We start from the raw sequence: 13767 nt of genomic DNA on the forward strand, positions 1-13767 counted from the left end.
ATGAGCACCATTGACATCCTTTCGCCGGCAGGCGACAAGGCCGGGACGGTCGAGCTCCCCGCGGAGATCTTCGACGTAGAGAAGATCAGCATCCCGCTTCTCCACCAGGTCGTCGTCGCTCAGCTGGCAGCTGCCCGTCAGGGCACGCACAAGACCAAGCGCCGCGGTGAAGTCCGCGGTGGTGGTAAGAAGCCGTACCGCCAGAAGGGCACCGGCCGCGCGCGCCAGGGTTCGACCCGTGCGCCGCAGTTCGCAGGCGGTGGCGTCGTCCACGGCCCGCAGCCGCGTGACTACTCGCAGCGGACCCCGAAGAAGATGAAGGCCGCGGCCCTGCGCCACGCCCTCACCGACCGGGCCCGCAACGCTCGTATCCACGTTGTCACCAACGTGGTCGAGGGCGACATCTCCACGAAGGCCGCGAAGACGCTGCTCGGCAAGGTCAGCGAGCGCAAGAACGTGCTCCTGGTCATCGACCGTGCGGACGAGACTTCGCTGCTCTCCGCCCGCAACCTGCCCCAGGTGCACATCCTGGAGCCGGGCCAGCTGAACACGTACGACGTGCTCGTCTCGGACGACGTGGTCTTCACCAAGGCCGCCTTCGAGTCCTTCGTGTCTGGCCCCAAGGCCGATGAGACCGAAGGGAGCGAAGCCTGATGGCTACGCGTCACCCGAGCATCGCCCCCAAGGCGGCCAAGGTCGCCAAGGCAGCGCGCCTCGCCAAGGCGAAGCGCCACGCCACCGAGGGCAAGAACACCGTTGAGACGCCGCTGAGCAAGAGCTTCACGGACCCCCGTGACGTCCTCGTCAAGCCGGTCGTCTCTGAGAAGAGCTACGCGCTTCTCGACGAGGGCAAGTACACCTTCGTCGTAGCGCCCGGCGCCAACAAGACCCAGATCAAGCAGGCCGTCGAGGCGGTCTTCTCGGTCAAGGTCACCGGGGTCAACACGATCAACCGGCAGGGTAAGCGCAAGCGGACCAAGACCGGTTTCGGCAAGCGGGCTGACACCAAGCGCGCCATCGTGACCCTCGCTGAGGGCGACCGTATCGACATCTTCGGCCAGGCCTCCTAACGGAGCGCCCTGGTCCGAATATCGGACGAGGACTGAGAAATGGGAATCCGCAAGTACAAGCCGACGACGCCGGGCCGCCGTGGCTCCTCCGTCGCCGACTTCGTCGAGGTCACGCGGTCCACGCCGGAGAAGTCGCTGGTCCGCCCGCTGCACAGCAAGGGCGGCCGTAACAACGCCGGTCGTGTGACCGTTCGCCACCAGGGTGGCGGACACAAGCGCGCCTACCGAGTGATCGACTTCCGTCGTCACGACAAGGACGGCGTGCCGGCGAAGGTCGCGCACATCGAGTACGACCCGAACCGCACCGCGCGCATCGCGCTCCTGCACTACGCGGACGGCGAGAAGCGCTACATCCTGGCCCCCCGCAACCTGTCGCAGGGTGACCGGGTCGAGAACGGACCGGGCGCGGACATCAAGCCGGGCAACAACCTGGCGCTCCGCAACATCCCGGTCGGTACGACCATCCACGCCATCGAGCTGCGGCCCGGCGGCGGCGCGAAGTTCGCCCGTTCCGCGGGTGCCTCCGTGCAGCTGCTGGCGAAGGAGGGCTCCATGGCCCACCTTCGTATGCCGTCCGGTGAGATCCGTCTGGTCGACGTCCGCTGCCGCGCCACGATTGGCGAGGTCGGCAACGCCGAGCAGTCGAACATCAACTGGGGCAAGGCCGGCCGTAAGCGCTGGCTGGGCGTTCGCCCGACCGTTCGCGGTGTGGCGATGAACCCGGTCGACCACCCGCACGGTGGTGGTGAGGGCAAGACCTCCGGTGGTCGCCACCCGGTCTCGCCCTGGGGTCAGAAGGAGGGTCGTACTCGTTCGCCGAAGAAGGCGAGCAACAAGTACATCGTCCGCCGCCGCAAGACGAACAAGAAGCGCTAGGAGCGGGTTTAGATGCCGCGCAGTCTCAAGAAGGGGCCCTTCGTCGACGGACACCTCATCAAGAAGGTGGATGTCCAGAACGAAGCAGGTTCCAAGAACGTCATCAAGACCTGGTCCCGTCGCTCGATGATCGTCCCGGCCATGCTGGGCCACACGATCGCGGTGCACAACGGCAAGACCCACATCCCGGTGTTCGTCACCGAGGCGATGGTCGGCCACAAGCTCGGTGAATTCTCGCCGACTCGCACCTTCCGCGGCCACGTCAAGGACGACCGGAAGTCGAAGCGCCGCTAGCGCGGGGTGGAACGACTATGACTTACACCGAAGGGACAACCATGGAAGCCAGGGCCCAGGCGCGGTACATCCGCGTCACGCCCATGAAGGCCCGCCGAGTGGTGGACCTCATCCGTGGCATGGATGCCACGGAGGCTCAGGCGGTCCTGCGTTTCGCCCCGCAGGCCGCGAGCGTGCCGGTAGGCAAGGTGCTTGACAGCGCCATTGCCAATGCCGCGCACAACTACGACCACAGTGACGCCTCTTCGCTGGTTATCAGCGAGGCGTACGTGGATGAGGGTCCGACCCTGAAGCGGTTCCGTCCGCGTGCACAGGGTCGCGCCTACCGGATCCGTAAGCGGACCAGCCACATCACCGTGGTCGTCAGCAGCAAGGAAGGAACCCGGTAATGGGCCAGAAGGTAAACCCGCACGGGTTCCGGCTCGGCATTACCACCGACTTCAAGTCGCGTTGGTACGCCGACAAGCTGTACAAGGACTACGTCAAGGAAGACGTCGCCATCCGTCGGATGATGACGTCCGGCATGGAGCGCGCCGGCATCTCGAAGGTTGAGATCGAGCGCACCCGTGACCGCGTGCGGGTGGACATCCACACCGCGCGTCCCGGCATCGTCATCGGCCGCCGTGGCGCCGAGGCCGACCGCATCCGCGGCGACCTCGAGAAGCTCACGGGCAAGCAGGTCCAGCTGAACATCCTCGAGGTCAAGAACCCCGAGGTCGACGCTCAGCTGGTCGCGCAGGCCGTTGCAGAGCAGCTGTCCTCCCGCGTCTCCTTCCGTCGCGCCATGCGTAAGAGCATGCAGTCGACGATGAAGGCCGGCGCCAAGGGCATCAAGATCCAGTGTGGCGGCCGTCTCGGCGGCGCCGAGATGTCTCGCTCGGAGTTCTACCGCGAGGGCCGCGTGCCCCTGCACACCCTCCGTGCGAACGTCGACTACGGCTTCTTCGAGGCCAAGACGACCTTCGGCCGCATCGGCGTGAAGGTCTGGATCTACAAGGGCGACGTCAAGAACATCGCCGAGGTCCGCGCCGAGAACGCCGCGGCCCGTGCGGGTAACCGCCCGGCCCGTGGTGGCGGCAACGACCGCCCGGCCCGTGGTGGCCGTGGTGGCGAGCGTGGCGGCCGCGGCCGCAAGCCGCAGCAGCAGTCCGCGCCGGCTGCCGAGGCCCCCAAGGCCGACGCTCCCGCCGCAGCTGCCGCTCCGGCTGAGAGCACCGGAACGGAGGCCTGACCGACATGCTGATCCCTCGTAGGGTCAAGCACCGCAAGCAGCACCACCCCAAGCGCAGCGGTATGTCCAAGGGTGGTACGCAGGTTGCGTTCGGCGAGTACGGCATTCAGGCCCTCACTCCGGCGTACGTGACCAACCGCCAGATCGAGGCGGCTCGTATCGCGATGACCCGCCACATCAAGCGTGGCGGCAAGGTCTGGATCAACATTTACCCGGACCGCCCGCTGACGAAGAAGCCCGCCGAGACCCGCATGGGTTCCGGTAAGGGTTCCCCCGAGTGGTGGGTCGCGAACGTCAAGCCCGGACGGGTGATGTTCGAGCTGTCCTACCCGAATGAGAAGACTGCGCGTGAGGCGCTTACCCGCGCTGCTCACAAGCTTCCGATGAAGTGCCGGATTGTTCGGCGCGAGGCAGGTGAGTCGTGATGTCGGCCGGTACCAAGGCGTCCGAGCTGCGCGAACTGGGCGACGAGGAGCTTCTCGCGAAGCTTCGCGAAGCCAAGGAAGAGCTGTTCAACCTCCGCTTCCAGGCGGCGACCGGTCAGCTCGAGAACCACGGGCGGCTCAAGGCCGTCCGTAAGGACATCGCGCGGATCTACACCCTGATGCGTGAGCGCGAGCTGGGCATCGAGACGGTGGAGAGCGCCTGATGAGCGAGAGCAACGTGACTGAGACCAAGACTGACCGCGGATTCCGCAAGACCCGTGAGGGTCTGGTCGTCAGCGACAAGATGGACAAGACCGTCGTCGTCGCTGTCGAGGACCGCGTGAAGCACGCGCTGTACGGCAAGGTCATCCGCCGTACGAACAAGCTCAAGGCGCACGACGAGCAGAACGCTGCCGGCGTCGGCGACCGCGTCCTCCTGATGGAGACGCGTCCGCTGTCGGCGACCAAGCGCTGGCGCATCGTCGAGATCCTCGAGAAGGCCAAGTAATTTCCGAGGGGATTTCCCCTCGGATCAGTTCCGCCAGGCTCGGTGGGGGTCGGTTCCCGCAAGGGAAAAGACCCCCGCCGGGAACCGGCAGACAAACAGGAGATAGACGTGATCCAGCAGGAGTCGCGACTTCGGATCGCCGACAACACGGGTGCGAAGGAAATTCTCACCATTCGTGTTCTCGGTGGCTCGGGTCGCCGCTACGCGGGCATCGGTGACGTCATCGTCGCCACCGTCAAGGACGCGATCCCCGGTGGCAACGTGAAGAAGGGTGACGTCGTCAAGGCCGTCATCGTTCGCACCGTCAAGGAGCGCCGCCGTCCCGACGGCTCGTACATCCGCTTCGACGAGAACGCCGCCGTCATTCTGAAGAACGACGGCGACCCTCGCGGCACCCGTATCTTCGGCCCGGTCGGTCGTGAGCTGCGCGAGAAGAAGTTCATGAAGATCATCTCGCTCGCGCCGGAGGTGCTGTAAGCATGAAGATCAAGAAGGGCGACCTGGTTCAGGTCATCACCGGTAAGGACAAGGGCAAGCAGGGCAAGGTCATTGCCGCTTACCCGCGCGACGAGCGTGTCCTGGTCGAGGGTGTCAACCGGGTCAAGAAGCACACGAAGGCCGGCCCGACCGCCAGCGGTTCGCAGGCCGGCGGCATCGTGACCACCGAAGCCCCTGTCCACGTCTCCAACGTCCAGCTGGTCGTGGAGAAGGACGGCAACAAGGTCGTCACGCGTGTCGGTTTCCGCTTCGACGATGACGGCAACAAGATCCGCGTTGCCAAGCGGACGGGTGAGGACATCTGATGACGACCACCACCAGCCCGCGTCTGAAGACGAAGTACCGCGAGGAGATCGCGGGCAAGCTGCAGGAAGAGTTCTCGTACGAGAACGTCATGCAGACCCCCGGCCTCGTCAAGATCGTGGTCAACATGGGTGTCGGCGACGCCGCCCGTGACTCGAAGCTCATGGACGGTGCCGTCCGTGACCTGACCACCATCACGGGTCAGAAGCCGGCCATCACCAAGGCCCGGAAGTCCATCGCGCAGTTCAAGCTGCGCGAGGGTCAGCCGATCGGCTGCCACGTCACGCTCCGTGGCGACCGCATGTGGGAGTTCCTGGACCGCACCCTGTCGCTCGCGCTTCCGCGCATCCGCGACTTCCGTGGTCTGTCCCCCAAGCAGTTCGACGGCCGTGGCAACTACACCTTCGGTCTCACGGAGCAGGTCATGTTCCACGAGATCGACCAGGACAAGATCGACCGCGTCCGGGGTATGGACATCACCGTGGTCACCACGGCGACCAACGACGCTGAGGGCCGTGCGCTCCTTCGTCACCTCGGCTTCCCCTTCAAGGAGGCGTAACCGAGATGGCGAAGAAGGCACTTATTGCCAAGGCTGCTCGTAAGCCCAAGTTCGGTGTGCGCGGCTACACCCGCTGCCAGCGCTGCGGCCGTCCGCACTCCGTGTACCGCAAGTTCGGCCTGTGCCGCGTCTGCCTTCGTGAGATGGCTCACCGTGGCGAGCTGCCGGGCGTGACCAAGAGCTCCTGGTAATTCCCCTCTGTCCTCAGGGACTTGGGAATTACTGGAGGCTCTCGGTAAGTATCTGGTCGGTAGGTGGCCCACCTCTCCATGCCTTAGGCTAGGAGGGTTGGGCGCCTGCCGCCCTGACCGACTTACTACGCCGTAGGTCCCCGCGCCGCACCCGTCCCGCCTCTGAGTGGGGAGAGGGATGGCGCAGATAGGAAACCACGGCGAGAGAGGCCGAAGGCCAATTCATGACCATGACTGATCCGATCGCGGACATGCTGACTCGTCTGCGTAACGCGAACTCGGCGTACCACGACTCCGTGGCGATGCCGCACAGCAAGATCAAGTCTCACATCGCGGAGATCCTCCAGCAGGAGGGCTTCATCACGGGCTGGAAGGTCGAGGACGCCGAGGTTGGCAAGAACCTCGTTCTCGAGCTGAAGTTCGGCCCGAACCGTGAGCGCTCCATTGCGGGCATCAAGCGGATCTCCAAGCCCGGTCTCCGGGTTTACGCGAAGTCCACCAACCTGCCGAAGGTGCTCGGCGGCCTGGGCGTGGCGATCATCTCCACGTCCCACGGTCTGCTCACCGGCCAGCAGGCAGGCAAGAAGGGCGTAGGTGGGGAAGTCCTCGCCTACGTCTGGTAGTCGGGAACGGAGGAATAGCTAATGTCGCGTATTGGCAAGCTCCCCATCACGGTTCCCGCCGGCGTGGACGTCACCATCGACGGCCGGACGGTCTCGGTTAAGGGTCCCAAGGGCTCCCTTTCCCACACCGTTGTCGCGCCGATCGACATCGCTAAGGGTGAGGACGGCGTTCTGAACGTCACCCGCCCGAACGACGAGCGTCAGAACAAGGCCCTGCACGGCCTGTCCCGCACGCTGGTGGCGAACATGATCACCGGCGTGACCACGGGTTACGTGAAGAAGCTCGAAATCAGCGGTGTCGGTTACCGCGTACTCGCGAAGGGCTCCAACCTGGAGTTCTCGCTGGGTTACAGCCACCCGATCCTCGTCGAGGCCCCCGAGGGCATCACCTTCAAGGTGGAGTCCGCGACCAAGCTTTCGGTCGAGGGCATCGACAAGCAGAAGGTCGGCGAGGTTGCGGCCAACATCCGCAAGCTGCGCAAGCCCGACCCGTACAAGGCCAAGGGTGTCAAGTACGAGGGCGAAGTCATCCGCCGCAAGGTCGGAAAGGCAGGTAAGTAAGCCATGGCATACGGTGTAAAGATCGCCAAGGGTGACGCTTACAAGCGTGCCGCCAAGGCTCGCCGCCACATCCGGATCCGCAAGCACGTGTCGGGTACGGCGGAGCGTCCGCGCCTCGTCGTCACTCGCTCGAACCGCAACATCATTGCTCAGGTCATCGACGACCTCAAGGGTCACACCCTTGCGTCTGCGTCGACCCTGGACGCGACGATCCGCGGTGGCGAGGCCGACAAGTCTGCGCAGGCCAAGCAGGTCGGCGCGCTCGTCGCCGAGCGTGCCAAGGCTGCGGGTGTCGAGGCCGTCGTGTTCGACCGCGGTGGCAACAAGTACGCCGGGCGCATTGCCGCTCTGGCGGACGCCGCCCGCGAAGCCGGGCTGAAGTTCTAAGCCCCGGTTCCGGAGCTAGCGGACGTAACAGAGAGAGGTAATTCCAATGGCTGGACCCCAGCGCCGCGGAAGCGGTGCCGGTGGCGGCGAGCGGCGGGACCGGAAGGGTCGCGACGGTGGCGCTGCCGCCGAGAAGACCGCATACGTTGAGCGCGTTGTCGCGATCAACCGTGTCGCCAAGGTAGTCAAGGGTGGTCGCCGCTTCAGCTTCACCGCGCTGGTCGTGGTGGGCGACGGTGACGGCACCGTAGGTGTCGGATACGGCAAGGCCAAGGAAGTTCCCGCGGCCATCGCCAAGGGCGTTGAAGAGGCCAAGAAGAACTTCTTCAAGGTTCCGCGTATCCAGGGCACCATCCCGCACCCGATCACGGGCGAGAAGGCCGCAGGCGTCGTCCTGCTCAAGCCTGCTTCCCCCGGTACCGGTGTTATCGCCGGTGGCCCGGTGCGTGCTGTGCTCGAGTGCGCCGGCGTTCACGACATCCTGTCGAAGTCGCTCGGTTCTTCGAACGCGATCAACATCGTGCACGCGACCGTGGCGGCCCTCAAGGGCCTGCAGCGTCCCGAGGAGATCGCGGCTCGCCGTGGTCTGCCCCTCGAGGACGTCGCTCCCGCGGCCCTGCTTCGTGCACGTGCCGGGGCGGGTGCGTAATGGCTCGCCTCAAGATCACGCAGACGAAGTCGTACATCGGCAGCAAGCAGAACCACCGCGACACGCTGCGTTCGCTCGGGCTCAAGCGCCTGAACGACGTGGTCGTCAAGGAAGACCGCCCCGAGTTCCGCGGAATGGCTAACACCGTCCGCCACCTCGTGACGGTTGAGGAGGTCGACTGACATGGCGGAGCAGAACCCGCTGAAGGTCCACAACCTCCGGCCCGCCCCGGGCGCCAAGACCGCCAAGACCCGTGTGGGTCGTGGTGAGGCGTCCAAGGGTAAGACCGCAGGCCGTGGTACCAAGGGCACCAAGGCCCGTTACCAGGTTCCGGAGCGCTTCGAGGGCGGGCAGATGCCCCTCCACATGCGCCTCCCGAAGCTCAAGGGCTTCAAGAACCCGTTCAAGACCGAGTTCCAGGTCGTGAACCTCGACAAGCTGAGCGCGCTGTTCCCCGAGGGTGGCGAGGTCACCGTCGAGGGTCTCGTCGCCAAGGGTGCCGTTCGCAAGAACAGCCTCGTCAAGGTCCTCGGCCAGGGTGAGGTCACCGTGGCGCTGCAGGTGACGGTTGACGCCGTCTCCGGCTCCGCCAAGGAGAAGATCACCGCCGCCGGCGGTACCGTCACCGAGCTCGTCTGAATTCTTCAGGCATCTCGATGACTTGAGCGATTCCCAGCCGGGGATGCCCCACATATGGGGCATCCCCGGTTGGTCGTTCCAAGGGGGGCACGGTCGCCGGTAAGGTGGCGTGCACTGTCTAAGCTCCGTGCGGTCTGCCCGTGCGGTTTTTCTGACTGATATGTATTCGTCGATCCTCAGACCACTACCTCTTGCGCACGCGCGCGGGGGTCGCAGGAGGCACCGTGCTCACCGCGTTCGCCCGGGCGTTCAAGACGCCCGACCTGCGCAAGAAGCTGCTCTTCACGCTCGGCATCATCGTGATCTACCGAATCGGTACGCATGTCCCGATTCCCGGCGTCAGCTATAAGAACGTCCAGACCTGCATGGACCAGGCCAACTCCAACCAGGGGTTGTTCGGCCTGGTGAACATGATGAGTGGCGGGGCGCTCCTGCAGATCACGATCTTCGCCCTCGGCATCATGCCGTACATCACGGCGAGCATCATCTTGCAGCTGCTGACCGTGGTGATCCCGCGGCTCGAGGCCCTGAAGAAGGAGGGCCAGGCCGGCACGGCGAAGATCACGCAGTACACGCGTTATCTCACCGTCGCGCTCGCGATCCTCCAGGGGACCGGCCTCGTGGCCACCGCTCGCACGGGCTCGCTCTTCTCCGGCTGCCCCGTCGCCACCGAGATCGTTCCGGACCAGTCCATCTTCGTGACCGTCACCATGGTCATCACGATGACCGCCGGTACGGCCTGCGTCATGTGGCTCGGTGAGCTCATCACCGACCGCGGCATCGGCAACGGCATGTCGATCCTGATGTTCATCTCGATCGCCGCGACCTTCCCGAGCGCCCTCTGGGCGATCAAGAAGCAGGGCTCCCTGGCCGACGGCTGGATCGAGTTCGGCACCGTCATCGCGGTCGGTCTGGTCATGGTCGGTCTGGTCGTCTTCGTGGAGCAGGCTCAGCGCCGCATTCCGGTCCAGTACGCGAAGCGCATGATCGGCCGCCGTTCCTACGGCGGCACCTCGACGTACATTCCGCTGAAGGTCAATCAGGCGGGCATCATCCCTGTGATCTTCGCCTCCTCGCTTCTCTACATCCCGGCTCTCGTCGCCCAGTTCGCGGGTGGCAACTCCGGGTGGAAGCAGTGGATCGAGGCGAACCTGACCAAGGGCGACCACCCGATTTACATCGCGACGTACTTCTTGTTGATCGTGTTCTTCGCCTTCTTCTACGTGGCTATCTCGTTCAACCCCGAGGAAGTCGCGGACAACATGAAGAAGTATGGTGGCTTCATCCCGGGCATCCGGGCTGGCCGCCCGACCGCTGAGTACTTGAGCTACGTACTCAACCGGATCACGTGGCCGGGCTCGCTGTATCTGGGTCTGATCGCTCTCGTACCGACGATGGCGTTGGTGGGCTTCGGCGCGAACCAGAACTTCCCGTTCGGCGGGACAAGCATCCTGATCATCGTGGGTGTGGGTCTGGAGACCGTGAAGCAGATCGAGAGCCAGCTCCAGCAGCGCAATTACGAAGGGTTCCTCCGCTGATGCGAATCGTCCTCGTCGGGCCGCCCGGTGCGGGCAAGGGAACGCAGGCCGCGTTCCTCGCCAAGAACCTGAAGATCCCGCACATCTCCACGGGCGACCTCTTCCGCGCCAACATCAGCCAGGGCACGGAACTGGGCAAGCAGGCCAAGGCGTTCATGGACGCGGGCAACCTGGTCCCGGACGAGGTCACCATCGGGATGGCCCACGACCGCATGACGCAGCCGGACGCCGAGAACGGCTTCCTGCTCGACGGCTTCCCGCGGAACGTGTCGCAGGCCGAGGCCCTGGACGAGTCGCTCAAGGCCGACGGCCAGCAGCTCGACGCGGTGCTCGACCTCGAGGTGCCCGAGGACGAGGTGGTCAAGCGCATCGCCGGCCGCCGCATCTGCCGGAACGATTCCAGCCACGTCTTCCACGTGACGTACAGCAAGCCGAAGACCGAGGGCGTCTGCGACGTCTGCGGCGGCGAGCTCTACCAGCGCGGTGACGACCAGGAAGAGACCGTGCGCAAGCGTCTCGACGTGTACCACCGCGAGACCGAGCCGATCATCGACCACTACAAGGCCCAGGGCCTGGTGGTGACGATCTCCGCGCTCGGCAAGGTGGACGAGGTCACCAAGCGCGCGATGGGTGCCCTCAAGGGCGACAAGTAGCCAGTACGCTGTCTCGGCCGCGGTGCCCCTCGGGGGACCGCGGCCGTAGTGTTGTGTACGTAGCGTTGTTGGACGGATGACGGAGAGCGGAAGCCCCATGGTGCAGATCAAGACCCCCGAGCAGATCGCGAAGATGCGTGAGGCGGGCCTTGTCGTCGCCGCCATCCACGCCGCGACGCGTGAGGCGGCGGTGCCGGGTGCCACCACGAAGGACCTGGACGACGTCGCCCGCAAGGTGATCGCCGAGCACGGCGCGAAGTCGAACTTCCTGGGGTACGGCGGCTTTCCGGCGACGATCTGCACCTCGGTCAACGAGGTCGTCGTGCACGGCATCCCGGACGACAAGACCGTCCTGAAGGACGGCGACATCATCTCCATCGACGCGGGCGCCATCATCGACGGCTGGCACGGCGACGCCGCCTACACCGCGTTCGTGGGCACCGGTCACGCCCCGGAGCTGATCGAGCTCTCCCGGGTGACCGAGGAGTCGATGTGGGCCGGCCTGGCCGCCATGAAGCAGGGCAACCGGCTCGTGGACATCTCCCGCGCCATCGAGACGTACATCCGCCGCCAGCCGAAGCCCGGCGGCGGCAAGTACGGCATCGTCGAGGACTACGGCGGCCACGGCATCGGCACCGAGATGCACATGGACCCGCACCTCCTGAACTACGTCGAGCGCCGCCGCGGCAAGGGCCCCAAGCTGGTCCCCGGCTTCTGCCTGGCCATCGAGCCCATGGTCTCCCTGGGCACGCCCCGCACGGAGGTCCTGGAGGACGACTGGACCGTCATCACGACTGACGGCACGTGGTCTTCCCACTGGGAGCACTCCATCGCGCTGACGGAGGAGGGCCCGATCGTCCTGACGGCGCCCGACTGCGGCAGGGCGAAGCTGGCGGAGTACGGGGTTACGACGGCGCCGGACCCGCTGGGCTGATCGTGCCCGCCTGCGGAACCCCTGCCCACAGCCGTGTCCGCGCGCTTAAAGATCTTGCCGATGGGGCATTCTTCCTCGATTCGTCTTTCCGGGGCGCCTGACGTAGACTGACTCGTCGGCTCTCGTGCATCCGTGTGCCTGCATGCGGCGTACGAAGTCGATCAAGGTAGTCGATTCGAAGGGCAGAGCGTGGCCAAGAAGCAAGGTGCCATCGAGATCGAGGGCACTGTCGTTGAGTCTCTTCCGAACGCCATGTTCAAGGTTGAGCTCCAGAACGGCCACCAGGTCCTGGCACACATCAGCGGCAAGATGCGTATGCACTACATCCGCATCCTCCCTGACGACCGGGTCGTGGTGGAGTTGTCTCCTTACGACCTGACCCGTGGCCGGATCGTCTACCGGTACAAGTAGATCTTGCCCGTACCTCATTCACGTGGGGTGCGGCACTGACCCGGAGAACCTCACCAATGAAGGTCAAGCCGAGCGTCAAGAAGATCTGCGACAAGTGCAGGGTGATCCGCCGTCACGGCCGGGTCATGGTTATCTGCGACAACCCGCGCCACAAGCAGCGCCAGGGCTGACGCACGACTGCAGTTCGCAGATTTTCGCGCGACGCACGTAAGCACATATGCAGGACGCGTCCCTCTTCAGTGATGGAGGGCGACACCCCCGGTCGGAGGCCGGGGACCCAGGATGTACCTCGTACGGCACCTGGGACCGGTCCTGCTGAAGACCTCCGAAAATCAACAGGAGCCTTGAATGGCACGCCTTGAAGGTGTTGACCTCCCGCGCGAAAAGCGTGTCGAGGTCGCCCTCACGTACGTGTTCGGCATTGGCCGCACGCTGTCCCAGCAGACGCTGGACGCCACCGGTGTGGACCGCAACACCCGTGTTCGTGATCTGTCCGAAGAGGACCTGATCAAGATCCGCGAGTACGTGGACGCGAACATCCAGACCGAGGGTGACCTCCGCCGCGAGATCCAGGCCGACATCCGCCGCAAGGTCGAGATCGGTTGCTACCAGGGTCTTCGTCACCGTCGTGGCCTGCCCGTCCGCGGTCAGCGCACCAGCACCAACGCCCGCACCCGTAAGGGCCCGCGTCGCGCCATCGCCGGTAAGAAGAAGCCGGGCAAGAAGTAGTCCTCAGCGGTCGATCGACAGCTGTCGCTGCAGGACCGACCACCTCGCGTAGGAGTTAATAGATGCCCCCCAAGGGTCGTCAGGGCGCTGCCAAGAAGGTGCGCCGCAAGGAAAAGAAGAACGTCGCTCACGGGCACGCCCACATCAAGAGCACGTTCAACAACACCATCGTCTCGATCACGGACCCCACGGGCAACGTGATCAGCTGGGCCTCCGCCGGCCACGTCGGCTTCAAGGGCTCGCGCAAGTCGACTCCGTTCGCCGCGCAGATGGCCGCCGAGTCGGCCGCGCGTCGCGCCCAGGAGCACGGCATGCGCAAGGTTGACGTCTTCGTCAAGGGTCCGGGCTCCGGTCGCGAGACCGCGATCCGCTCCCTCCAGGCCACTGGCCTCGAGGTCGGTTCGATCCAGGACGTCACGCCGACGCCGCACAACGGCTGCCGTCCCCCCAAGCGTCGCCGCGTCTGACGCACGTCGTTTGGTCTGAGGATTTCGGGCGGTGCGGCTCTCCGGAGCTGTACCGCCCGTACCCTTGTAACAACATCAGGGCATCAAATAGTGGGTGCCCCTGACTGAAGGACTCACTTCATGCTGATCGCTCAGCGTCCCTCGTTGACCGAAGAGGTCGTCGACGAATTCCGCTCCCGGTTCGTGATCGAGCCGCTGGAGCCGGGCTTCGGCTACACCCT

Annotated in this window: 26 protein-coding genes and 1 pseudogene; all 27 read left to right on the plus strand. The window is 65.1% G+C overall.

Annotated elements, in window-relative coordinates; all coding sequences use genetic code 11:
* Complete coding sequence (gene rplD / locus ACZ6ZP_RS39155; RefSeq protein ID WP_160506659.1) at nucleotides 1–654, plus strand: 50S ribosomal protein L4; 654 nt, start codon at nucleotides 1–3, stop codon at nucleotides 652–654.
* Nucleotides 654–1070, plus strand: a complete 417-nt coding sequence (rplW, locus tag ACZ6ZP_RS39160) for a 50S ribosomal protein L23 (protein ID WP_351170411.1) — start codon at nucleotides 654–656, stop codon at nucleotides 1068–1070. Before rplD ends, rplW begins: the two co-directional genes overlap by 1 nt.
* Nucleotides 1071–1109: 39 nt before the next feature.
* Entirely contained in the window at nucleotides 1110–1946 is an 837-nt protein-coding gene (rplB, locus tag ACZ6ZP_RS39165; RefSeq protein ID WP_160506661.1) for a 50S ribosomal protein L2, read from the plus strand.
* Nucleotides 1947–1958: 12 nt separating this feature from the next.
* Nucleotides 1959–2240: a 30S ribosomal protein S19 gene (gene rpsS / locus ACZ6ZP_RS39170; protein WP_160506662.1), complete on the plus strand. Its 282-nt coding sequence runs from the start codon at nucleotides 1959–1961 to the stop codon at nucleotides 2238–2240.
* Between the two features lie 41 nt (nucleotides 2241–2281).
* A complete protein-coding gene (gene rplV, locus ACZ6ZP_RS39175; RefSeq protein ID WP_016645177.1) occupies nucleotides 2282–2629 on the plus strand; it encodes a 50S ribosomal protein L22 in 348 nt (115 codons plus the stop codon).
* The gene (rpsC, locus tag ACZ6ZP_RS39180; protein WP_160506663.1) at nucleotides 2629–3471 is read left to right on the plus strand and encodes a 30S ribosomal protein S3; all 843 of its coding nucleotides are present in this window, start codon (nucleotides 2629–2631) and stop codon (nucleotides 3469–3471) included. Before rplV ends, rpsC begins: the two co-directional genes overlap by 1 nt.
* Nucleotides 3472–3476: 5 nt before the next feature.
* Nucleotides 3477–3896, plus strand: coding sequence for a 50S ribosomal protein L16 (gene rplP, locus ACZ6ZP_RS39185; RefSeq protein WP_135332557.1), 420 nt, complete (start codon nucleotides 3477–3479; stop codon nucleotides 3894–3896).
* A complete protein-coding gene (gene rpmC, locus ACZ6ZP_RS39190) occupies nucleotides 3896–4120 on the plus strand; it encodes a 50S ribosomal protein L29 (RefSeq protein WP_003998824.1) in 225 nt (74 codons plus the stop codon). The genes rplP and rpmC overlap by 1 nt, the downstream gene beginning before the upstream one ends.
* Nucleotides 4120–4404, plus strand: coding sequence for a 30S ribosomal protein S17 (gene rpsQ, locus ACZ6ZP_RS39195; RefSeq protein ID WP_055564830.1), 285 nt, complete (start codon nucleotides 4120–4122; stop codon nucleotides 4402–4404). The genes rpmC and rpsQ overlap by 1 nt, the downstream gene beginning before the upstream one ends.
* 108 nt (nucleotides 4405–4512) lie before the next feature.
* Entirely contained in the window at nucleotides 4513–4881 is a 369-nt protein-coding gene (rplN, locus tag ACZ6ZP_RS39200; RefSeq protein WP_073768975.1) for a 50S ribosomal protein L14, read from the plus strand.
* A 2-nt stretch (nucleotides 4882–4883) separates the two neighbouring features.
* A complete protein-coding gene (rplX, locus tag ACZ6ZP_RS39205) occupies nucleotides 4884–5207 on the plus strand; it encodes a 50S ribosomal protein L24 (protein WP_160506664.1) in 324 nt (107 codons plus the stop codon).
* Nucleotides 5207–5764, plus strand: a complete 558-nt coding sequence (gene rplE, locus ACZ6ZP_RS39210) for a 50S ribosomal protein L5 (RefSeq protein ID WP_344522014.1) — start codon at nucleotides 5207–5209, stop codon at nucleotides 5762–5764. The genes rplX and rplE overlap by 1 nt, the downstream gene beginning before the upstream one ends.
* A 5-nt stretch (nucleotides 5765–5769) precedes the next feature.
* On the plus strand, nucleotides 5770–5955 hold the full coding sequence (locus ACZ6ZP_RS39215; protein WP_003948630.1) for a type Z 30S ribosomal protein S14: 186 nt from the start codon (nucleotides 5770–5772) through the stop codon (nucleotides 5953–5955).
* A 224-nt stretch (nucleotides 5956–6179) separates the two neighbouring features.
* Nucleotides 6180–6578 (plus strand): 30S ribosomal protein S8, encoded by a 399-nt coding sequence (gene rpsH, locus ACZ6ZP_RS39220; protein WP_030359017.1) that lies wholly within the window; start codon nucleotides 6180–6182, stop codon nucleotides 6576–6578.
* A gap of 21 nt (nucleotides 6579–6599) precedes the next feature.
* Nucleotides 6600–7139 carry a 50S ribosomal protein L6 gene (gene rplF / locus ACZ6ZP_RS39225; protein ID WP_160506667.1) on the plus strand — a complete coding sequence of 180 codons (540 nt, stop codon included), beginning with the start codon at nucleotides 6600–6602 and terminating at the stop codon, nucleotides 7137–7139.
* A 3-nt stretch (nucleotides 7140–7142) separates the two neighbouring features.
* Nucleotides 7143–7526 (plus strand): 50S ribosomal protein L18, encoded by a 384-nt coding sequence (gene rplR / locus ACZ6ZP_RS39230; RefSeq protein ID WP_351170421.1) that lies wholly within the window; start codon nucleotides 7143–7145, stop codon nucleotides 7524–7526.
* 46 nt (nucleotides 7527–7572) lie between these two features.
* The gene (rpsE, locus tag ACZ6ZP_RS39235) at nucleotides 7573–8175 is read left to right on the plus strand and encodes a 30S ribosomal protein S5 (protein WP_160506669.1); all 603 of its coding nucleotides are present in this window, start codon (nucleotides 7573–7575) and stop codon (nucleotides 8173–8175) included.
* The gene (gene rpmD / locus ACZ6ZP_RS39240) at nucleotides 8175–8357 is read left to right on the plus strand and encodes a 50S ribosomal protein L30 (RefSeq protein ID WP_041985698.1); all 183 of its coding nucleotides are present in this window, start codon (nucleotides 8175–8177) and stop codon (nucleotides 8355–8357) included. Before rpsE ends, rpmD begins: the two co-directional genes overlap by 1 nt.
* Before the next feature lies 1 nt (nucleotide 8358).
* Entirely contained in the window at nucleotides 8359–8814 is a 456-nt protein-coding gene (gene rplO / locus ACZ6ZP_RS39245) for a 50S ribosomal protein L15 (RefSeq protein ID WP_249588330.1), read from the plus strand.
* 224 nt (nucleotides 8815–9038) lie between these two features.
* Nucleotides 9039–10352: a preprotein translocase subunit SecY gene (gene secY, locus ACZ6ZP_RS39250; RefSeq protein WP_351170426.1), complete on the plus strand. Its 1314-nt coding sequence runs from the start codon at nucleotides 9039–9041 to the stop codon at nucleotides 10350–10352.
* Nucleotides 10352–11005, plus strand: coding sequence for an adenylate kinase (locus tag ACZ6ZP_RS39255; RefSeq protein ID WP_351170429.1), 654 nt, complete (start codon nucleotides 10352–10354; stop codon nucleotides 11003–11005). The genes secY and ACZ6ZP_RS39255 overlap by 1 nt, the downstream gene beginning before the upstream one ends.
* A 97-nt stretch (nucleotides 11006–11102) precedes the next feature.
* Nucleotides 11103–11939, plus strand: coding sequence for a type I methionyl aminopeptidase (map, locus tag ACZ6ZP_RS39260; protein WP_366461894.1), 837 nt, complete (start codon nucleotides 11103–11105; stop codon nucleotides 11937–11939).
* A 189-nt stretch (nucleotides 11940–12128) separates the two neighbouring features.
* Nucleotides 12129–12350 (plus strand): translation initiation factor IF-1, encoded by a 222-nt coding sequence (gene infA / locus ACZ6ZP_RS39265; protein WP_003948620.1) that lies wholly within the window; start codon nucleotides 12129–12131, stop codon nucleotides 12348–12350.
* A 56-nt stretch (nucleotides 12351–12406) separates the two neighbouring features.
* The gene (rpmJ, locus tag ACZ6ZP_RS39270) at nucleotides 12407–12520 is read left to right on the plus strand and encodes a 50S ribosomal protein L36 (protein ID WP_003974245.1); all 114 of its coding nucleotides are present in this window, start codon (nucleotides 12407–12409) and stop codon (nucleotides 12518–12520) included.
* A 178-nt stretch (nucleotides 12521–12698) separates the two neighbouring features.
* Nucleotides 12699–13079 carry a 30S ribosomal protein S13 gene (gene rpsM, locus ACZ6ZP_RS39275; protein ID WP_135332566.1) on the plus strand — a complete coding sequence of 127 codons (381 nt, stop codon included), beginning with the start codon at nucleotides 12699–12701 and terminating at the stop codon, nucleotides 13077–13079.
* 62 nt (nucleotides 13080–13141) lie between these two features.
* Entirely contained in the window at nucleotides 13142–13546 is a 405-nt protein-coding gene (gene rpsK / locus ACZ6ZP_RS39280) for a 30S ribosomal protein S11 (protein ID WP_003948617.1), read from the plus strand.
* A 120-nt stretch (nucleotides 13547–13666) separates the two neighbouring features.
* Nucleotides 13667–13767: pseudogene (locus tag ACZ6ZP_RS39285) on the plus strand (DNA-directed RNA polymerase subunit alpha); the annotation flags it as partial.

The sequence above is a fragment of the Streptomyces sp. NPDC054047 genome, assembly GCF_055585065.1.